General features: G+C 70.6%; 18 protein-coding genes. 6 read left to right on the top strand and 12 right to left on the bottom strand.

The window, feature by feature from the left end; translation table 11 throughout:
- Positions 1–167: 167 nt before the first annotated feature.
- Positions 168–704, top strand: a complete 537-nt coding sequence (locus ACFWZH_RS04850; protein ID WP_384425420.1) for a DUF4232 domain-containing protein — start codon at positions 168–170, stop codon at positions 702–704.
- 65 nt (positions 705–769) lie between these two features.
- Here the strand turns inward: ACFWZH_RS04850 and ACFWZH_RS04845 are convergent, their stop codons facing one another.
- The 3 genes from ACFWZH_RS04845 to ACFWZH_RS04835 all read right to left on the bottom strand — a co-directional run bounded on the left by ACFWZH_RS04845 (position 770) and on the right by ACFWZH_RS04835 (position 3,692).
- Positions 770–1,414 carry a class I SAM-dependent methyltransferase gene (locus tag ACFWZH_RS04845; protein ID WP_384425418.1) on the bottom strand — a complete coding sequence of 215 codons (645 nt, stop codon included), beginning with the start codon at positions 1,412–1,414 and terminating at the stop codon, positions 770–772.
- A 61-nt stretch (positions 1,415–1,475) separates the two neighbouring features.
- A complete protein-coding gene (locus ACFWZH_RS04840; RefSeq protein WP_384425416.1) occupies positions 1,476–2,192 on the bottom strand; it encodes a class I SAM-dependent methyltransferase in 717 nt (238 codons plus the stop codon).
- A gap of 27 nt (positions 2,193–2,219) precedes the next feature.
- Complete coding sequence (locus ACFWZH_RS04835) at positions 2,220–3,692, bottom strand: asparagine synthase (RefSeq protein WP_384425413.1); 1,473 nt, start codon at positions 3,690–3,692, stop codon at positions 2,220–2,222.
- 1,099 nt (positions 3,693–4,791) lie between these two features.
- Between ACFWZH_RS04835 and ACFWZH_RS04830 the strand changes: the two genes are divergently transcribed.
- Positions 4,792–5,508 (top strand): XRE family transcriptional regulator, encoded by a 717-nt coding sequence (locus tag ACFWZH_RS04830; RefSeq protein WP_384425660.1) that lies wholly within the window; start codon positions 4,792–4,794, stop codon positions 5,506–5,508.
- A 3-nt stretch (positions 5,509–5,511) separates the two neighbouring features.
- The gene (locus ACFWZH_RS04825; protein WP_384425410.1) at positions 5,512–5,982 is read left to right on the top strand and encodes an NUDIX hydrolase; all 471 of its coding nucleotides are present in this window, start codon (positions 5,512–5,514) and stop codon (positions 5,980–5,982) included.
- A gap of 198 nt (positions 5,983–6,180) precedes the next feature.
- On the opposite strand, the gene ACFWZH_RS04820 is transcribed toward ACFWZH_RS04825, so the two are convergent.
- Together ACFWZH_RS04820 and ACFWZH_RS04815 are read right to left on the bottom strand one after the other, a co-directional pair.
- Complete coding sequence (locus ACFWZH_RS04820) at positions 6,181–7,068, bottom strand: aromatic prenyltransferase (RefSeq protein WP_384425408.1); 888 nt, start codon at positions 7,066–7,068, stop codon at positions 6,181–6,183.
- A gap of 571 nt (positions 7,069–7,639) precedes the next feature.
- On the bottom strand, positions 7,640–9,058 hold the full coding sequence (locus tag ACFWZH_RS04815; RefSeq protein ID WP_384425406.1) for a PLP-dependent aminotransferase family protein: 1,419 nt from the start codon (positions 9,056–9,058) through the stop codon (positions 7,640–7,642).
- A gap of 47 nt (positions 9,059–9,105) precedes the next feature.
- Here ACFWZH_RS04815 and ACFWZH_RS04810 point away from each other — a divergent pair, with 47 nt between their 5' ends.
- Together ACFWZH_RS04810 and ACFWZH_RS04805 are read left to right on the top strand one after the other, a co-directional pair.
- A complete protein-coding gene (locus ACFWZH_RS04810; protein ID WP_384425403.1) occupies positions 9,106–9,570 on the top strand; it encodes a carboxymuconolactone decarboxylase family protein in 465 nt (154 codons plus the stop codon).
- Positions 9,567–10,292, top strand: a complete 726-nt coding sequence (locus tag ACFWZH_RS04805; protein WP_384425400.1) for an isocitrate lyase/phosphoenolpyruvate mutase family protein — start codon at positions 9,567–9,569, stop codon at positions 10,290–10,292. The genes ACFWZH_RS04810 and ACFWZH_RS04805 overlap by 4 nt, the downstream gene beginning before the upstream one ends.
- A gap of 81 nt (positions 10,293–10,373) precedes the next feature.
- Here ACFWZH_RS04805 and ACFWZH_RS04800 read toward each other — a convergent pair whose 3' ends face one another.
- Positions 10,374–10,880 carry a carboxymuconolactone decarboxylase family protein gene (locus ACFWZH_RS04800; RefSeq protein ID WP_384425397.1) on the bottom strand — a complete coding sequence of 169 codons (507 nt, stop codon included), beginning with the start codon at positions 10,878–10,880 and terminating at the stop codon, positions 10,374–10,376.
- Between the two features lie 47 nt (positions 10,881–10,927).
- Between ACFWZH_RS04800 and ACFWZH_RS04795 the strand changes: the two genes are divergently transcribed.
- Positions 10,928–12,391 carry a PLP-dependent aminotransferase family protein gene (locus ACFWZH_RS04795; RefSeq protein WP_384425395.1) on the top strand — a complete coding sequence of 488 codons (1,464 nt, stop codon included), beginning with the start codon at positions 10,928–10,930 and terminating at the stop codon, positions 12,389–12,391.
- Here the strand turns inward: ACFWZH_RS04795 and ACFWZH_RS04790 are convergent.
- The 6 genes from ACFWZH_RS04790 to ACFWZH_RS04765 all read right to left on the bottom strand — a co-directional run bounded on the left by ACFWZH_RS04790 (position 12,366) and on the right by ACFWZH_RS04765 (position 19,550).
- The gene (locus ACFWZH_RS04790) at positions 12,366–13,535 is read right to left on the bottom strand and encodes a trypsin-like serine peptidase (protein ID WP_384425392.1); all 1,170 of its coding nucleotides are present in this window, start codon (positions 13,533–13,535) and stop codon (positions 12,366–12,368) included. The two genes, ACFWZH_RS04795 and ACFWZH_RS04790, sit on opposite strands and share 26 nt — an antisense overlap.
- A 193-nt stretch (positions 13,536–13,728) precedes the next feature.
- Positions 13,729–14,715, bottom strand: a complete 987-nt coding sequence (locus ACFWZH_RS04785; protein ID WP_384425391.1) for an ABC transporter substrate-binding protein — start codon at positions 14,713–14,715, stop codon at positions 13,729–13,731.
- A gap of 2 nt (positions 14,716–14,717) precedes the next feature.
- Positions 14,718–16,718 carry an ABC transporter permease gene (locus ACFWZH_RS04780; protein WP_384425388.1) on the bottom strand — a complete coding sequence of 667 codons (2,001 nt, stop codon included), beginning with the start codon at positions 16,716–16,718 and terminating at the stop codon, positions 14,718–14,720.
- Complete coding sequence (locus ACFWZH_RS04775; RefSeq protein WP_384425385.1) at positions 16,715–16,885, bottom strand: hypothetical protein; 171 nt, start codon at positions 16,883–16,885, stop codon at positions 16,715–16,717. Before ACFWZH_RS04775 ends, ACFWZH_RS04780 begins: the two co-directional genes overlap by 4 nt.
- A complete protein-coding gene (locus tag ACFWZH_RS04770; RefSeq protein ID WP_384425382.1) occupies positions 16,885–18,009 on the bottom strand; it encodes a glycine betaine/L-proline ABC transporter ATP-binding protein in 1,125 nt (374 codons plus the stop codon). Before ACFWZH_RS04770 ends, ACFWZH_RS04775 begins: the two co-directional genes overlap by 1 nt.
- A complete protein-coding gene (locus tag ACFWZH_RS04765; RefSeq protein ID WP_384425379.1) occupies positions 18,009–19,550 on the bottom strand; it encodes a GMC family oxidoreductase in 1,542 nt (513 codons plus the stop codon). The genes ACFWZH_RS04770 and ACFWZH_RS04765 overlap by 1 nt, the downstream gene beginning before the upstream one ends.
- Between the last annotated feature and the right edge of the window lie 2 nt (positions 19,551–19,552).

Genomic DNA, 19,552 nt, shown 5'->3' with positions numbered 1-19,552 from the left:
GTCGACCGCGCCGTACGGGCGTCGTCGACCGCGCCTGCCCGGAAATCGATCACTCCCCCGCGAACAGAGGCAACCCCGAGCACACGAAACCCTTCCTCCTCAACAGAAGTCCTATGCGACATCCGGAAAGAACAGCGGAAAGAACAGCGAAACCACCAGGGGGAGTCGTGCGCCGGCGTCCACTTCTCGCGGCGGCGGCCGCGCTCACCTTGACCGTCACCCTCGGCCTGGGCCTGCTCGGCTGCGGCTCGCCCCGGATGGCGGCCCTGCACGCCGACTGCACGACGAAGAGCCTGCGCTGGAAGCTCACCGTGCTGAAGAAGAAGCCGCACAGCACCCACCGCGACGCGCGACTGTCCATCGCCAACAAGGGCCCGGGAACCTGTGTCTTCCGCGGCTTCCCGGTCTTCGAGGTGCACGTCGGCAAGGGCCCCATGTCCGACGCACAGGGGCACGGCCGGACGATGCCCATCGACCTTAGCCGCGGCGGCACCCTGACGACCGCGCTGCGCTACAAGGACTCCGACCGGGCCACCCAGCCCGAAGGCTGCATGGTCAGCGTCGACACCGCCGTGATCGCCGCACCACGCGACCCCCAGGGCCGCCATCCGATATCGGCCCGGGACGAGACGGGCCGCCGCACCCAACTGAGCGTCTGCGAGGACGCGATCTGGATGGGACCGCCTACGGAGGTCGCGGAGTAGTCACCCGCCGAGCCGGTGGGCTCGGCTCGGCACCTCCCGGCGCTGCCGCTCCGCGCGGCAAGCGATCACGACGCCTGCACCAGCAGGGTCCCGATGTTCCCTGCCACGGGGGCGTCCAGAATCACCACCTCGACCTGGCCGAAGCCGGCGGCGCGCAGCATGTCGGCCCAGGCCTCTGGGGTGTAGTCGTAGCGGCGCAGGAACATGGGTTCGCCCGCGAATCCGCCTTTGAACATGCCTTGCGCGCCGTAGCAGCCGGGGATGGCCGGCGGCTGGGAGAAGACGAGTCGGCCGCCGGGGGCGAGCCGTTTGCGGATCAGGGGCATCAGATCCTGCGGATCGGTGAACCAGCAGGCGCCGAAGACCGAGTACATCGCCTCGAAGCACTCACTGGTGCCGTCCAGGTAGTCGCGGACGTCCGCACAGGAAAACCGTGACGCGTCCACCTCCGGGTATCGCTGCCGCGCCAGCTCGACTCCCAGCGGGGACAGGTCCACGCCCAGGACGTCGAAGCCCTGTTCCAGCAGGAACGTGAGATGGCGGCCGGTGCCGAAGCCGAGCTCCAGGACGCGCCGGGCATCCCCCAGCAGCTCGTGGCCGGGGCCGTGGTCGCCGTACTGGGTCCAACGCATCTTGGTCAGCGCCTGGTCGGCCCGCCCGGAGGCCGCTTCGACCCAGGTGTCCCAGAGGCGTTCTTCGACGGTCGGCACTTTCGCTCTCTTTCGCGCATGCGGTGTGGCCCCCGCCGTCGCGGAGCGGGGGCCAGCGTTGTCAAGGACGGTAGCGGGCCACGGTGTAGGCCGTCGGACCGATCAGTGCCCTGTTCCCCACCCCGTTCACCATGTCGACAACCTCGAACCCTGCGCCCGATGCGTAGTGCTCCAGCTCACGCGGAAACAGGACTCTGCGCCGGACCACGTCCCATGCTTCGTCGCCTGATGCGAACGCCCAATGCCGATGCATGGTGTTGATCTGTGTCCGCAGTTCCCACTCGTAGCGGACGGTGACCGTGGCGCGCGTTCCCGGTGTCTCGACGGTGGCGGTTGTCGGCTCGGTCCGGATGATCGGCGACACGGGCGAGCAGAGCACCAGGACCGAGCCGGGGAGCACATGTGCGGCGAACGTCGCGAACACGTCCCGGATCCCACTGTTGTCGTGCACGTAAGCCAGGGAGTTGCCGAGACACGTCACGACGTCGACACGCCGTCCGAGCCGGTACGACCGCATATCGCCGATGCGGACGTCGAGGCCGGGGCGGACGCGGTGGGCGTACGTGATCATGCGCGCCTGCAGGTCCACGCCGGTGCACTCGAATCGCTTGGCCAGGATTTCCAGGTCGCGCCCCGTGCCGCATCCGAAGTCCACCAGTGCGGCCGCGTCCGGGCGGTAACGCTCGATCAGAGCTTGACACGTCTCGGCGCTGCCGCTGTCCGCCTGTACCGCGTCGTACAGCGCGGGATCCCGGTAGAAGACATTCGTAGCTTCCATGTCGCTCGGCTTCCACGTCGGAGCTGGTCATGCGAAGGTCCGCAGCCCGATTTCCAGAGCGAGCGTGTCGCACAGCAGGTCGGGCACCACAGGTACATGCCGGGCATGCTCGCAGGCGAGAGCGAGCGCCTTGGGATCAACGTAGCCGAGATCGACGAGCAGCGAATCCCGTGCCATGCGATCGAGGGCGGGAAGCCCGTACGTGCGCAACCCCGCCTCCATGAGCGGCAGGAAGTTCTCCGGCTCGGCCGGCGCGGCAACCGACTCGGGCAGTCCAGCCCGCCGCAGCCGATCACGAAACAGCGTCTTTCCTCGTTTGTACGCGGCGGGTAGCTGCTCCATGAAGCGCACGATGCGGGGATGTGCGAGCGGGGCGACCGGCCAGACGCCGGCGCGCAGATAGCCCGGATTGTGGCGGCCGAACGCCATGAGGGTCGGTATGGGGAGCACCGGGATCGGCGCCAGATCCTCATCCACCTCGGCGAGTGCCTCCGTCGCTACTGGGCCCAGCCAGGGCACATGTTCCACCGGCGGGAGTTCGGCGCTCGTCCTCGAATGATGAGCGTTGACCTCGTCCCCGCCGTGCCCCGTAAAGATCACCTCGCAGCCCCGCAGGGCTGCCTGCTCGCGCAGTACGTCGAAGGCTTCTTGATAGAACTCGCCCGCCGGGTCGTGCGGCACGCCCCGGGCGCGCACGCCACCCGGTACGAACGGCGGATGCTGCACGGCAGGAACTGCGGTGTCACGGAAGCCCAAATGGCCAGTCAGCGCCCGGCGCCTCTCCCGCTGTTGAACGCCGAGCGCGCCACCGAGCACCAGCCCGAAACTGTGGATCACACCGTCGCCGCGCGCGGAGACCGACACGGCCACGTTGCCCGAGTCGGCCCCTCCCGAGAGTTCGAGCCCCACTCGTCCCGTGGGCGCCGGCGCCTGGTCGACCACACCGGAGAGGAGAGAGTCCAACGCGGTGAGCGGGTCCACGTCGGCCCGGAGCGTGCGGGGCTTCAGCACATGCTCGGCGGGCTCGGGGTACGTCACGCTGAGCCCATCCGAAGTAAACACGGCTGTAGCGCGCTCGGTCAGCCGGTACACCCCCTCGAAAAGGGTGTCCATGGTGTACCGATGCTGTCGGCTCAGGGTCCGGGAGACCACCCGCGGAACAAGCCGATCCGTCCGCAGACGGGACCGCAGCTCAGAGAGGTCCCATTCGCCACGCAGCTCGTCACCGGTTGCCATGAGATACAGCGGCGCCGTGCCGAACACGCCTGCCGTCAGACGAACCCGCCGCGGTCGCATGTCCAGCGCGGTGAACTCCGCCTCGCCCTCTTTGCGTTCCTGCACCGAGGCAGTGAAGTGATGAGCTTCGGTGGCGACGAGCTTCGAGGCGAGCGCCGCAGAGCCCGCAGGCTTGATCCAGCTGTCTCCGCTGACCCACCGGTCGTTACTCCATTGCCAGTTGGGCGACGCGAGGTCTGCCAGCCTCAGGCGCAACGAGAGCACGTGATCATCTCCTTGATGCTGCTACGGGGACGCTACGGGGCGAGGCCCGATCAGCCTCAGCCTCGCCCCGCCTCTGCCAGGAATGGATCACTTGCAGTGGTCGCCGTTGTCGTCGCCACCGCCAGGCATCTTGTCGAGCAGCGCCGCGTCCATGCTCGGGACACCGGTGATCAGTTCTCCGGTGAACAGCTCGTCAACCCTCATGGTCTTACCTCCTCCCTGCGTACGGTGATGGATGGACAGTCCCCGCGCCTGACACGCGCGGAGAGTGGACCCGCCCCAGCCGATGCCCACCCCAGGGCAGCCGGGCGCGGGGGTCTATCGGTGGTGGCCCTGCCTCGGAGGCAGTGCGGCCCCCTCGCGCGGTGTGCCCCGGACTTCGACAGGCGAGGCGGGCTCGTGGGGGTGGCGGCGCATCTCGACGCTGCAGTCGATCGCCTTGGACCTGTCCCCGGCGGCTTGCGCCCTCGCGCGCTGCTCTGCAAGGGCGGCACATACATCACACCCGGCAACCGGCTCGGGCTCCGGCGCCGACAGCGGTTGCATCAGGTGAACGGGCTGACAGACGCGGGCCATCAGCCCGTCACCTCCACACCGTGGATCCAGCGCGGACCGGCATCGACTCCATACGCGGTGAGCCACAACGACCGCCGCCGGCCGCGCTGCAACCGCCGTTCCTGTCGTTCCTCGGGCGTGAGGACGTATGGGCGGATCAGGGCCGAGTCTTCGCCGCGCAGCAAGCGTGGCCGGCTCACGGGGACACGGGGAGCCATGAGCGTCGGCTCATCCCCGCGCCTCGCGGCGGGCGGTGCGCCAGCCGACCGGTGGCAGCCTCGTGGGGGAAACAGCAGTCGCAGCAGCGGGATTAAGAACCTCGCTGTAGCGTTGGTCATGTCGTCAACTCCTCAGTAGTTGATGGCCATGCCCCCGGACGCACGCAGCGCGTCGCGGGGGTCATTGCTGTCCGCGAGCATCGCTGGCTCTCAGGGGACGCCGGAACCTCGGACAACGGACACTTAGGGACGTCCCGCGACGGGTAGAGCGTCCCTACCAACGTCCAGGGAGGGGCTGAGTGCCAAACGAACGACTTCGGGCCGCGATGATGGCAGGCGGCTGGACTCATGCGAGCCTGGCAGCGAAGGTTGATGTTGATCCCAAGTCAGTAGAACGGTGGGTCAACCTGGGCCGCACGCCGCGCAGGGAAACCGCCATGCGGGCCGCCGAGACAATAGGAGAAGACGTGTTTGCACTCTGGCCAAAGCTGAGGCAAGCACACGCAGCAAGGGCCGTCAGTCCCGAACTTGTCGCGCTCTACACCCAGCGGGCGGATCTCCCCGTTTCCACCTTCATCGGTCTCTTCACTCAGGCACGCCAACAGATTGATGTACTCGTTTACGCGGCCGTATTCCTGCATGAGGCATACCCGCGCCTCAATGACCTGTTGCGCGAGCGCGCCGCCGAAGGCTGCACCGTACGGATTGCTGTAGGCGACGCAGGCAGCGCCAACGTTCAACAGCGCGGCAGGGAGGAGGCGTTCGGCCATGGGATCGCATCACGCTGCCGACTGGCCATCATGCATTACCGGGCGCTCGTAGACACACCAGGAATCGAGCTCCGGACACACGGAACAACCCTCTACAACAGCATCTACCGCGCCGACGACCAGATGCTGGTGAATTCCCATGTGTGGGGTGCGAATGCCTATGCTGCGCCCGTGTGGCACCTCCGGCGCAACGACGACGGGGGCATGTTCGACGGCTACGCAGGGAGCTTCGATGCCGTATGGGCTACCGCAACACCCATACAAGGAGGATGAGCAGTGTCACGGACCGAATATTACGACGACCCTGGTGCACCCAAACCGAACAGTCTGATCGTCGCGGCGTCGGCCGTCGTCACGGATGACGATGGACGCGTTCTGCTGCAACAGCGCACCGACAACGGCCTGTGGGCGCTCCCTGGTGGCGGAATGGATATGACGGACTCCCTGCCGGGAACGGCCGTGCGGGAAGTCAAGGAAGAGACCGGACTGGACGTAGAGATCACAGGGCTCGTCGGCACTTATACGGATCCACGTCATGTCATCGCGTACAGCAACGGGGAGGTAAGGCGACAGTTCAATGTGTGCTTCACCGCGCACATCGTCGGCGGCTCGCTGGCGATCTCCGATGAGTCCTCAGAGATTCGATTCGTAGCCCCAAGCGAAATTGATGAACTTCCCATGCATCACACTCAGCGGCTGCGGATTCGGCACTTCCTGGAGAACCGTCCAACTCCATATCTGGGATAGCCGTCCAACAGCGAGAGCCGCCATCTTCTGCCGGAGGCCGCCGCCCGCTCGTGTGCGAGGGCGGGTCCCGGCTCGGCCCCAGGCGCCCGAGAGTTCCTGAACGAGCGGCTCCGCATGGGCACACGCCGTCGCCGGGCTGGGGGCCGGCCTCTGGATGGGACCCCCTACGGAGGTCGCGGAGTAGGCGCAGGCGCGCCGTCATTGAGGGAGGAACGTGTCCCGGTGGTTTCCCGTGTAGTCGGACTGGACCTTGAAGTAGCCGCCGCGTGGGCCGTAGGTGGTGTAGTGGACGAAGGACCGCTGATCAACCGCGAAGGGGGCCGTTTCGACGAATTGCTTGAGGACCGGGTGGCAGTGCGTGGGGAAGTCCGCGGCGGTGTACCGAACCGGGAAGCACAGGCGTAGCACACCGGGTTCGTCCCAGCTGAACGTCTGATAGACGTCGAACGCATCGGTGTTGCGCTGTAGTTCCTCCTCGGCGGGGAGGGGAAAGCCGAGGCCGGAGATGAGGCTGGTGACGGTTTCGTACGTCAGTGTCCCCGGCGGAAAGACCGGTGAGTACACGTTGACGGTGCGATGCCCGAAGTCCAGGGCGATCAGGCCGACCCTGTCCATGCCGGCCCGCTCGAAGTGGTCCTGGGAGGCGCGAACGGCGGGTGGCAGATGGGGTAGGGCCAGGACATCGGCGAGCGGGACACCGTTGTCGAAGACGAGCCAGAACTTGTCGACCGAGCCGCTGACGGACGCGTCGATGCCCCACCACAACGGAAAGGCGTCGACGAGTTCGTCGAGCAGCCTCTCCATGGGGTGCCCGTCGAAGGTGAGCAGTCCGGCCTCGCGCAGCAGCGGGACAGGGTGGACGGGCCGGCGGTAGCACACGCGGAGGTTGAGGTCCCGCCTCCCGGCCGGCCGGGTGGTGGTGCGCATGCCGAGCCATGCGTCGGTGCACAGGTCGGCCAGCGTGCTGAGCAGCCGGTCGACGGCCGGGGCGTTGAAGGGCACCTCTACGGCCTGAGCGCAGTCGTGCAGGTCGGCCCTGAGCTTGGCGAGGTCGAGCCCGAGCGGTGACGGCAGCGTCTGAGACATGACGATTCTCCTGATCGGGTGCGTTCGACGGGCGCGATGCGCCGGGGAGTTACTCACGGATCGGCTGGGGACGTGGCCGGTACCAGCTAGCCAGGGATGCTCCGAAGGTGTGCGCGCGGATTTCGTGCGCACGTTGAGCCTGTGCGTACGAGGTGTTGGCACCCGGCGGGCGTCGGTGCGGTTTCTCGGAGCGCATCAGGACGTCGAGCGTGGCACTTGTGCAGGAGAGTCGGCCTTGAATCGCAGTGTGGCGGCTGGTGCGGAAGTGCATCAACCGGTCCATGGTGTGGTGGTGGCACAACAGGCCAGGTGCGGAAATGGCCTGTTCTGCGAGCCTGGTCATCCGGGCGGCGTGGGTGGGGTCGGGTGTGCTCGGAATGCCACTCGAAGGAGCAGGAAGATCGTTTCGGCGACTTTCCGCCAGGAGGTGACCCAGGTGGGAGGGCGGTGGACGGGCCGGAAGACCGAAAGTCGCCGCACAGGGCGACGGCCTGGCGTTCCTGGGCCTGTGCCGGTCGCGCCCCTTGGTCGTACCGCGAAAGACCTGCGGCGCAGGGCCGCCGCCCACCCCTTACTCCCCCGGCGGCAGCGCCCTCATCAGGGCGTCCAGGGCGCCGGTGAAGGAGTGGTCGGGTGGGGTGCCGTAGGCGACCACCAGGGCGTCGCGTGGGGGTGTGGGGGTGGCGGGGGCACGGAAGCGGGTCAGGCCTTCTAGGGCGAGGCCCTGCCAGCGGGCGGCCTGGACGATGGAGCGTTCGGTGCCGGGCGGGAGTTCCAGTACGGCGTGGAGTCCGGCCGCGATGCCGGAGACGTGGACGTGCGGGGCGCGCTCGGCCAGGGCCGCGACCAGCTGGTCGCGGCGGCGCCGGTAGCGCAGCCGCATACCGCGCAGGTGCCGGTCGTAGGCGCCCGAGGAGACGAACTCGGCGAGGGTGAGCTGCTCCAGCGTGCCGGAGGACCATTCGCCGGCGCTCTTGAGGGTGAGGACGGGGTCGAGGAGGCGGTCCGGCAGCACCATCCAGGCCAGGCGCAGCGCGGGGGCCAGGCTCTTGCTGGCGGTGCCCAGGTAGACGACGTGGTCGGGGTCGAGCCCCTGGAGCGCGCCGACGGGCTGGCGGTCGTAGCGGAACTCGCCGTCGTAGTCGTCCTCCAGGACGTAACCGCCGGTGGCCCGCGCCCAGTTGACGGCGGCGGCCCGGCGGTCGGGGTGCAGCGGAACCCCCGTGGGGAACTGGTGGGCGGGGGTGAGCAGGGCCGCCCGCAGGCCGTCGTGGGCGGTCAGCTCCGCGGTCCGGGCGCCGTGTTCGTCGACGGCGAGGGGGACGGTGCGCAGACCGGCGCGGGCGATGACCTCGCGGTGGAAGTCCAGGCCGTAGGACTCGACGGCCAGCCGCCCCGCCCCACCGCCCAGCGCCCGGCCGAGCAGGGCCAGTGCCTGCATGAAGCCGGTGCACACGACGATGCGCTCGGGGTCGGCGCGCACGCCGCGGGCGCGGGCCAGATAGTCGGCGAGGACGGTGCGCAGTTCCGGGCGGCCGGCCGGGCTGCCGTATCCGAAGGCCTCGCTGGGGGCCGCGGTCAGCGCGCGGCGGGCGGCCGCCAGCCAGGCGGTGCGGGGGAAGGCGGCGACGTCGGGGGTGCCAGGGGTGAGGTCGAAGCGCGGTGGGCCGGCAGGTCCGGCCGGGCCGGGGGCGCGCCGGGCGGCGGGCCTGGTGCGCGGCAGCACCCGCTCGGCGACGCGGGTGCCGGAGCCCTGGCGGGCGCTGAGCCAGCCCTCCGCCACCAGCTCGGCGTAGGCGTCGGCGACGGTGTTGCGGGCGATGCCGAGGTCGGCGGCGAGGGAGCGGGAGGACGGCAGCCGGGTGCCGGGGGCCAGCCGCCCGGACCGTACCGCGTCCCGCAGCGCGCGCAGCAGGGCGGCCCGCAGCCCGCCGGGGCCGGTGAGGTCCAGATGCAGGTCACGGCCGAAAGTGGCCCAGGATTCCTCCATGGAAGTGGACCATACAGCTGTGCCAATGGCGCCGTAGCGTCGTACCCATGACGACACAGACCCACCAGCACGGGCCCCGCCTTCGCTGGGCCAAGCTCGCACCCGACGTCTACAAGGCGATGATCGCGCTGGACGCGGCGGCGAAGAAGGGCCTCGATCCGGCGCTGGTCGCGCTGGTCGAGATCCGTGCGTCGCAGCTCAACCACTGCGCGTTCTGCATCCATATGCACTCCACCGACGCCCGGAAGGCCGGCGAGACCGAGGAGCGCATCCACCTCCTCAACGCCTGGGAGGAGGCCACCGGTTTCTACTCCCCCAAGGAGCAGGCCGCGCTCGCCCTCACCGAGGCGATCACCGTGCTGACCGAGGGGTTCGTGCCCGACGCCGTCTACGACCGCGCCGCCGCCCACTTCGAGGACGCCGAACTGGCCCAGCTGATCGCCCTGATCACCGCGATCAACGCCTGGAACCGCTTCGGCGTCTCCACCCGCATGACCCCGGGGCAGGCGTGACCGCGGCCGCGGCGCTGCGCGCCCTGCACCACGCCCCCGGCCTGCCGCTGGTCCTGCCCGGTCCCTGGGACGCGGCCAGCGCCCGGGTCTTCGCGGACGCCGGGTTCCCGGCACTGGCCACGCCCAGCGCGGGCGTGGCGGCCTCGCTCGGTTACGAGGACGGCCGGACGCCGCCCGACGAGATGTTCGCCGCCGTCGCCCGCATCGTCCGGGCCGTCGACATCCCCGTCTCGGCGGATGTGGAGGCCGGATACGGGCTGTCCGCGAAGGAGTTGGTGGGCCGGCTCGCGGAGGCCGGGGCGGTGGGCTGCAACCTGGAGGACACCGACCACGCCACCGGCACGCTGCGGGACGCGCAGGAACAGGCGGACTGGCTGGCGAGCGTGCGCGCCGAGGCGGGTGAGGACCTGGTGATCAATGCCCGGATCGACACCTATCTGCGCGGCGTCGCGGACCCGGCGGAGGCGGTGCGCCGTGGCCGGATGTACGCCGCGGCGGGCGCCGACTGCGTCTACCCGATCACCGCGCCGCCCGAGCAACTGGCCCACCTGGCCGGCGCCATCGGTCTCCCGGTCAACGCCGTGGTGCTGCCGGACGGCCCCGGCCCCCGCGCGCTGGGCGACCTGGGCGCGGCCCGGGTCACCTTCGGCCCGGGGCTCCAGCACGGGGCCATGGCGGCGGTGGCGGGCATCGCCCAGGGCCTGCGGGAGGAGTTGGGGTAACGGGAGCAGCTGGGATAACGGGAAGAGCTAGGGGAACGGGAGCAGCCCACCTGAGGCGCCCCCGCCCCCACCACCCACCCCTCACCGCTCGTCCGTCCCCGGCACCTTCCCCGTGCTGATGGCGATCCGGTTCCAGGTGTTGATCGTGAAGATCAGGGCGAGCAGCCGGGCCAGTTCGTCGGCCTCGAAGTGCCGGGCGGCCCGCTCGTAGACCTCGTCCGGTACGCCGCCCTGGGCGACCAGCGTCACCGCCTCGGTGAGGGCCAGCGCCGCCCGCTCCTTCGCGGTGAAGAAGTGCGCCGCCTCCTGCCAGACGGCGACCATGTGCAGCCGCTCCTCGCTCTCGCCCGCCTTGCGGGCGTCGGTGGTGTGCATGTGCAGGCAGTACGCGCACTTGTTGAGCTGCGAGGAGCGGATCTGGACCAGCTCGACCAGGGAGTGGTCCAGGCCCTCGCGGGCGGCGGCGTCGAAGCCGATGAGGGCCTTGAAGGCCTTGGGGGCGGCCTTGGCGAAGTCGACCCGGGGGCTGCGGGGCGCCGCGTCGTTCAGGTCGTGGTCGCTGTGCGTGAGCTGCGTTTCGTTCGTCATGCCAGGAAATCTACGGGCGTCAGCGACCGGCTGTAGGGTGCATTTCCATGCCGGAATCATGGGTCAATCCAGCCGAGATCCTGGGTGGCGATCTCCATCTGGAGCTGAGCGGACCGGGTAGCCGGCGCGCCGTGCTCCTGCGCGCGCTGCGCGACGCGGTACGGTCCGGGCGGCTGGCCCCCGGCACCCGGCTGCCGCCCTACCGTTCGCTCGCCGCCGACCTCGGCATCGCCCGCAACACCGTCGCCGACACCTACGCCGAGCTGGTGGCGGAGGGCTGGCTCAGCGCCCGCCAGGGTTCCGGCACCCGCGTCGCCGAGCGCGCCGAACCGCTGACGCCCACCCGTGCCCCGGCCCGTAGCGCCCCGGTGGCCCGCCCCGTGCACAACCTCCTCCAGGGGCAGCCGGACGCCGCGTCCTTCCCCCGCACCGCCTGGCTGGCGGCCGCCCGCCGCGCGCTGACCGCCGCCCCCAACGACGCCTTCGGGCCCGGCGACCCCCGCGGCCGCATCGAGCTGCGCCGCGCGCTGACCGACTACCTGGCCCGCACCCGCGGGGTGCGCACCGACCCCGAGCTCATCGTGATCTGCTCCGGCTTCGCGCACGCGCTGCGGCTGCTCTTCCCCGCCGTGCTGCCCGGCCCGCTGGCCGTGGAGTCCTACGGCCTGCCCTTCCACCGGCAGCTTCTGACGACCGCGGGGGTGGACACCCGCCCGCTTCCCCTCGACGAACACGGTGCCGACACCGAGCGGTTGGGCGCCCTGGACGACGTGGGCGCGGTGCTGCTGACCCCCGCGCACCAGTTCCCGACGGGGGTCGCGCTGCACCCCGACCGCCGGGCCGCCGCCGTCAACTGGGCGCGGGCCACCGGCGGTTACGTCCTGGAGGACGACTACGACGGCGAGTTCCGCTACGACCGCAAGCCGGTCGGCGCCCTACAGGGGCTGGACCCGGAACGCGTCGTCCACCTCGGCTCGGTCAGCAAGAGCCTGTCGCCGGCGGTGCGGCTGGGCTGGATGGCGCTCCCCGGCCGCCTGGTCGACGCCGTCCTCGCGGCCAAGGGGGAACGCGAGGCCTGGGCGGGCGTCACCGATCAGCTCACCCTGGCGGAGCTGCTCACCCACGGCGCCTACGACCGCCACATCCGCCGGATGCGCCAGCGCTACCGCCGGCGCCGCGACCGGCTCGTCGACGCGGTGACCCGCCAGGCCCCGCACCTCGGCGTCACCGGCATCGCCGCCGGCCTGCACGCCGTGCTCCAGCTGCCCGGCGGCGCCACCGAGGCCGACGAGCGCGCCGCGCTGCGCGCCGCCCGCTTCCAGGGCCTGGCCCTGGACGTGCTGTCGGACTACCGCCACCCGGCCGCCACGATGCCGCCCCGCCACGGCCTGGTCGTCGGCTATGCGGCCCCGGCCGACAGCGCCTTCCCCGGCGCCCTGGAGGCGCTGTGCCGGGCGCTGCCGCCGGAGCCGCGGACGGCGGCCGCTACTGGTTCGCGAACTTTCGGCTGATGCCGTCGAAGACCCGCTTGGCCTCCGGTCCCAGGTGCGGGCCGGCCAGCCAGGTGTGGGCGTTGGAGCTGATGGAGCTGTTGGAGATCAGGGCCAGCTTGCCGCCGCGCTCGGCGAACCAGCCGCCGCCCGAGGTGCCCCCGGTCATGGTGCAGCCGATGCGGTCCATGGCCGGCGTGCCCTGCTCCATGACGAGGCGACCCGGGCGGCCCTGGCAGGCCATCATCTGCGCGCCGTCGTACGGCGGCGCCGCCGGGTAGCCGACGGCCCGCACGAAGTTGACACCCGCGGCGGAGGGGGCGTTGAACCAGACCGGGATGGCGACGCCCACGGTCTCCTGGAGGGACTTGCCGCCGCCGTTCTCCGGCTTGACGTGCAGCACCGCGAAGTCGTACGCGGAGCCGCCGTTGCCGCTCTCCTCGCTGCCCATGTTGATCCACTCACCGGAGGTGGTGATCCAGTCCGCCCAGAACCGGCCGTACGGCGTGACCTGCTGCGCGGGCAGGGTCCCGACCTGGCTCATCGGCGCGCCGTTGTCGTTGTACGACGGCACGAAGACGATGTTGCGCATCCAGCCGCCGCGCTTGCCGGAGTGCACGCAGTGCCCGGCGGTCCACACGAGGTTGGACTTGCCCGGGTGTGCCGGGTCCTGGACGACCGTGCCGGAGCAGACCATCGGGCCCTTGGGGCTGTCGAAGAAGATCTTCCCGACCGGGGCCATGTTCCGGTGGTACGGGCGGCCGACCTGGATGGCGTTCACGGGCCGCGGCTCGGGGTCGGTGGCGTCGAACTCGCTGCCCGCGCCGGTGGCCTTGACGCCGATCTCGGGGGCGGCCTTCGCCTTGGCCAGCCGGTCGTTCTTCCAGTGGTCCTTGATGATCGGGTTGGCGAAGTCCTGTGCCTCGCGGGCCCACTTGTCCCAGTTCCGCCAGCCGCCGTCCTGCCACTTCTTCAGCTCGTCGATGCTGGTCGGCACGCCCTTGGGGAGCTTGAGGCCCCCGTCGCCCTGTTCCTTGTGGTCGGCGGCGGCCGAACCGCCGGACGCGGCGGCCTTGTCGTCGCCGGGGCCGCAGGCGGTGGCGGTGACCGCGAGCAGCGCGGCCAGTGCGGCGGCCGCGACGGTGGAGCGGCGGATGGATGGCATGGAGCGAGTCCCCCCGATACGTGGCGGCGCCGCAGCGGCGCCGCGCCGTGATGTGTTCATGTCCCGCGTCGGACTGGGCTCTACTATGCCGCCACGCCGGGGCCGGTGGGCGACCAGGGTCGGCGGGCACGAACGCCCGCGCGGGCGGCCGCACACCGTGCGACCGCCCGCGTCGGACGTGAACCCGTGCCGGCTACTTCTTGGGCAGCCAGGCCTTCCAGACGTCCGGGTGCTTGTGCACCCAGCGCTTGGCCGCCTCATCGGCCGACAGGCCCTCCGAGGCGATCGACTCGGACACCTCGTTCTGGGCGTCCTTGGTCCACTTGAAGTTCTTCAACAACGCCGCGGCGCTGGTGCCGCTCTTGGCGAAGTCGGTGTTGAAGTACTTCTGGAGCGGGGTCGTGGGGTACGCGCAGTCGATGGACTGCGGGTCCTTGGTGCCCTTCTCCGCGCAGGCGTCGGTGTACTTGGGAAGTTCGACCTCCACCATCGGCACCTGGTTGAAGAGCCACTGCGGCTCGTACCAGTACGTCAGGAACGGCTTCTTCTCCTTGGCGAACTGCTGGATCTGGGTGATCTGCGCCGCCTCGGAGCCGGCGAAGACCACCTCGTAGTTCAGGTCCAGGTTCTTCACCAGCGCCTTGTCGTTGGTGACGTAGGACGGTGAACCGTCCATCAGCTGGCCCTTGTTGCCGCTCTCCGGGGTGCGCAGCTGGTCGGCGAACTTGTTGAGGTTCTTCCAGTTCGTGACCTCGGGGTGCGCGTCGGCCCAGTACTTGGGGACGTACCAGCCGATGTGGCCGGTGACGCCGTTGCCGCCGCCCGCCGTGATCGTCTTCTTGTCCTTGACGTAGCGCTGCTCCTGGTCGGGGTGGCCCCAGTCCTCCAGGATCGCGTCGACCCGGCCCTGGCTCAGCGCGTCCCAGGCGGGGATCTCGTCCACCTGGACGGTGTCGACGTGGTAGCCCAGCTCGTGTTCGAGCAGGTACTTGGCGACCGCGACATTGGCCTGGGCGCCGACCCAGGTCTGCACGGACAGCGTGACGGACTTGGACCCCTCGGCCGCGGCGAACGGCGAGGACTGCTTGGTCATGTCGGCCTTGCCGCAGGCCGACAGGGAGAGGGCCGCCGTGACGGCCAGCGCGGCCGTCCCGACGATCGTGGTGCGCTTACGGGACATGGTCAGGCTCCCTTCCCCGTCGTACGGCGTTCCGTGGGCTGGGTGACCCGGTCGAGCATCAGGCCCAGGCACACGATCGCCACACCCGCGACCAGGCCGAGGGCCAGGTCTCCGGTGGCCAGCCCGGTGACGACGTCGTACCCGAGGGCACCGCCGCCGACCAGACCGCCGATGATGACGACGGCGAGGACGAGCACCACGCCCTGGTTGACGGCCAGCAGCAGCGCCGGCCGGGCCAGCGGAAGCTGGACCTGGCGCAGCATCTGCCAGCGGGTGGCGCCCAGGGAGCGGGCGGACTCCACGGCCGCGGGGTCCACCTGGCGCAGGCCCTGGGTGGTGATGCGGATGACGGCCGGCAGCGCGTAGACGACCGCCGCGGCGGCGGCCGGGGCGCGGCCCACGGCGAACAGCGCCACCACGGGGATCAGGTACACGAACTGCGGCATGGTCTGCATGACGTCCAGCACCGGGCGCAGCAGCGCCTCGAAGCGCTTGCTGCCCGCGGTGAGGATGCCGACGCCGAAGCCCAGCACCAGCGTCACCACCAGGGCGGCGAGCACCTGGGAGAGGGTGTTCATCGACGGCTTCCACACGCCCAGCACGCCGATGGCGGCCATCGCCAGGACGGCGGTCAGGGCGGTGCGCCAGGTGCCGATGAGCCAGGCGAGCGCGGCGACGATGAGCAGCGTGCCGTACCAGGGCAGCGCGGTCAGGCCGTCGCGCAGCGGGTTGAGGACCCAGTCGGTGAAGTGCGCGGCCCAGTCGGCGGTGCCGCCGACGACGGGGACGCCGGAGTAGAGGTGGTCGACCATCCACTCCTTGAAGTCGTTGACGGGGGCGGCGATGTTCACCGCCCAGGCGTCGGGCCAGACCAGCGAGCCTGTCACCCGGCCGACGGCGGCGAGCGCGGCGGTGACCGCGGCCACCCCGGCCCAGGCGCGCCAGCCGCGCAGCCACGTCGGGCCGGCGGCGGTGCCGGCCGCGCCGATGCGTGCGCCGGCCGCGGCGGTGGTGCGGTCCATGACGATGGCCAGCAGCACGATCGGGATCGCGGCGGCGAGCGCGGCACCGACGTCGACCGAGGCGAGGGCCTGGTAGACGCGGTCACCGAGGCCGGCGGCGCCGATCATCGAGGCGATCACGACCATGGACAGCGCCATCATGATCGTCTGGTTGACGCCGAGGAGGAGTTCCTTGCGGGCCAGCGGCAGGCGGGCGGTCAGCAGCCGCTGCCGTCCGGTGGCGCCGAGGGAGGAGACGGCCTCCAGCACGCCGGGGTCGGCGCCGCGCAGGCCGAGGGCGGTCAGGCGGGCCATCGGCGGCGCCGCGTAGACGACGGTGGCCAGCAGCGCGGCCGGTACGCCGATGCCGAAGACCAGCACCACGGGGAGCAGGTAGGCGAAGGCCGGGAGGACCTGCATGGTGTCCAGGACCGGGCGCAGGATCTTGAAGAGGCGCTCGGACAGACCGGCGGCCAGGCCCAGCAGGGCGCCGACGGCGACCGAGACGACGACCGCCACGACCATCAGCGCGAGTGTCTGCATGGTCGGGACCCACATCCCCAGCAGGCCGCTGACCAGGAAGGACAGCAGTGCTACGGCGGCGATGCGGACACCGGCCACCCGCCAGGCGATCAGCGTGACGCCGGCCGTCACACCGGTCCAGCCCAGCGCGAGCAGCAGCAGGTAGACGGCGCGTACGGAGATGACCACGCCGTTGGAGAGGTGGCCGAGGAAGTAGACGAACAGCCAGTGGCTGTCGCGGTTGTCGATGATCCAGTCGCTGGTCCGGCCGAGCGGGCCGGAGACGTCGACGGTCAGCGAGGACGGCCAGGCGGCGCCGTACTCGGCGGCCAGCAGCGGGACGAGAACGGCCGCGGCGACGACGAGCAGCAGCAGCTTGGCCAGGCCGCGGCGTTGCAGCAGGGCCTGGGCCGGGCCCTTGGGGGTGTCGACGCCGAGGGTGCCGCGGGCGGAAACCGGGGTGGGGGCTGCGCTGCTCATGCGCGCCCCCGCTTGACGGTGCCGACCGGCACGTTCATGGCGGCGGCGCGCTGCGCCTCCCGCCACTGCCGCAGCAGCGCGGTGCGCAGCCGCATGCGGGGGGAGGCCGCGGGGGCTCTGGAGCCGACGGCGCGCAGGGCGCCGCTTCGGGGGGTCGCGACGTACATCAGGCAGCCACCTCGCCGTGCTGCGGGTCCTCGATCCGGGCGACCACGTTGAGCAGGCAGGCGTGGTCGACGACGCCCAGGCAGCGGCCGTCGTCGACGACGCGAGCCGCGCCGCCGGAGCGGGCGACCGCCTCGATGGCGTCGGAGATCAGGGTGTCGGGGCCGAGCGCCGGGCCCTGGTCGCTCTCGCCGTCCTCGGCCGGACGCATCGCGCGGCGGACGGTGAGCACCTGCTCGCGCGGGACGTCCCGCACGAAGTCGCGGACGTAGTCGTCGGCCGGGGAGCCGACGATCTCCTCGGGGGTGCCGAGCTGGACGATCTCGCCGTCGCGCATCAGGGCGATCCGGTCGCCGACCCGCAGCGCCTCGGCGAGGTCGTGGGTGATGAAGACCATCGTCCGGCCCTCCTCGCGGTGCAGGCGGACGACCTCTTCCTGCATGTCGCGGCGGATGAGCGGGTCGAGCGCGCTGAACGGCTCGTCGAACAGCAGCACCTCGGGGTCGACGGCGAGCGCCCGGGCCAGGCCGACGCGCTGCTGCTGGCCACCGGAGAGCTGGCCCGGACGGCGCTTCTCCAGACCGGCCAGACCCACCTTGTCGACCATCTCGCCGGCCTTCTCGCGGCGCTCCGCCTTGCCGACGCCCTGGATCTCCAGGCCGTAGGCGACGTTGTCGACGACGGAGCGGTGCGGCAGCAGGCCGAAGTGCTGGAAGACCATGGCGGCGCGGCGGCGGCGCAGTTCGCGCAGCGCGCCGCGGTCCATGGCGCGCACGTCCTCGCCGTCCATTTCGAGGTTGCCGCTGGTCGGCTCGATCAGCCGGGTCAGGCACCGCACGAGGGTGGACTTGCCGGAGCCGGACAGGCCCATCACGACGAAGACCTCGCCCTTGTGGACGTCGAAGGAGACATCGCGGACGGCGGCGGTGCAGCCGGTCTGTTCGCGCAGTTCCTGGGCGTTGAGGCCGGCGACGGAGGAGTCCCCGGGGATCTTGTCGGCCTTGGGGCCGAAGACCTTCCAGAGGTTGCGGACGGAGAAGACGACCTCACGGCCGTCCTGCTCGGTGTCGGCGGCGGTCTTGTGGGCGTTGGGTATCTCGGATGCGCCGGCGGAGGTGGTAGCCATCACGCATCACCTCCCTGGGTCGGGTCTTTACGGAGCAGTTCGGCGCACTTCTCCCCCACCATCAGCACGCCCAGCATCGGGTTGACAGCCGGCATCGTCGGGAAGACCGAGGCATCGGCGATACGGATGCCGTCCAGCCCGCGGATCTTCAACTGCGGGTCGACGACGGCCAGTTGGTCATCGGAGGCACCCATCTTGCAGGTGCCGGCCGGGTGGTAGACGGTGTGCGCGGCCTTGCGCACCAGCTCGCCGATCTCCTCGTCGTCCGTCACGTCCGGACCGGGGAAGACCTCGCGCTTGAGCCACTTGGCGAACGGCTCGGCCTTGGCGACCTCGCGCGCCAGCTTGATGCCGTCGACGAGCGTCCGCCCGTCGTAGTCGTCCTCGTCCTCGAAGTACCGGAAGTCCAGGGCCGGCTTGACCTCGGGGTCGGCGGAGGTGAGGTAGAGGCGGCCGCGGGAGCGGGACTTGGGGATGTTCGGGGTCATCGACACGCCGTGCTCGGGGCGCTCGTAGCCCAGCCGCTCGGGGTTGTCGGTGAAGGGGATCTGGTAGAAGTGGAACATCAGGTCGGGGCCCTTGTGCTCCGGGTCCCGCTTGACGAACAGGCCCGCGTCGGAGTCCATCGCGGAGTTGCCCGGGATCGGTCCGTTCGTCTCCCAGACGATCACCGACTCGGGGTGGTCGATGAGGTTCTCACCGACGCCCGGCAGGTCGAGCACGCAGTCGATGCCCAGCGCCTGGAGGTCCTTCTTCGGGCCGATGCCGGAGTGCATCAGCAGCCGCGGGGTGTCGACGGCGCCGGCGCACACCAGCACCTCGCGGGCGGCCTCGACGTAGACCTCCTCGCCGTCCTTGGTCCGGACGTGGACGCCCTTGGCGGTCGTACCGTCCAGTTCCAGCTTGTGCGCCCAGGTCTCCAGCATCAGCGTGAGGTTCGGGCGGTCGCCGGCCTCCATGTGCGGGTGGAGGTAGGCGACGGATGCGGAGGACCGCTTGTTGTTCTCCGGGTGGTAGGAGAGGTCGAAGAAGCCGACGCCCTCGTCGAAGGGCTTGTCGTTGAAGCCGACGACCTCGGGGACGCCGAGCGCCGTCTTGGTGGCCTCGATCCAGTCCGTCGCGATCTGGTTCTGGTCCTTCTTCGCCACCCGCACGATGTTGTTGCGCAGCTTGCCGAAGTAGGGGTCCATCTCCTTGGCGCCCCAGCCGGCCGCCCCCGCCGCCTCCCACTCGTCCCAGTCGGACGGCAGCGGCTTGAAGGAGATCAGGGTGTTGTGGGAGGAGCAGCCGCCGAGGACCTTGGCGCGGCTGTGCAGGATGTGCGAGTTGCCGCGCGGCTGCTCGGTGGTCGTGTACTCGTAGTCCAGCTCACCGCCGAGCAGGCCGAGCCACTTGCGCAGCGTCAGCACGTCCTCGCGGTCGATGTCGGAGGGGCCGCCCTCGATGACGGCGACGGAGACGGCGGGGTCCTCGGTGAGGCGGGAGGCGATGACGGAGCCGGCGGTGCCGCCTCCGACGACGACATAGTCGTACACGGGCATGA

The organism is Streptomyces sp. NPDC059008 (genome assembly GCF_042749045.1).
Taxonomy (GTDB): Bacteria; Actinomycetota; Actinomycetes; order Streptomycetales; family Streptomycetaceae; genus Streptomyces.
The sequence above is the reverse complement of the archived record's forward strand: the minus strand, read 5'-3'. Positions and strand labels throughout refer to the sequence as shown.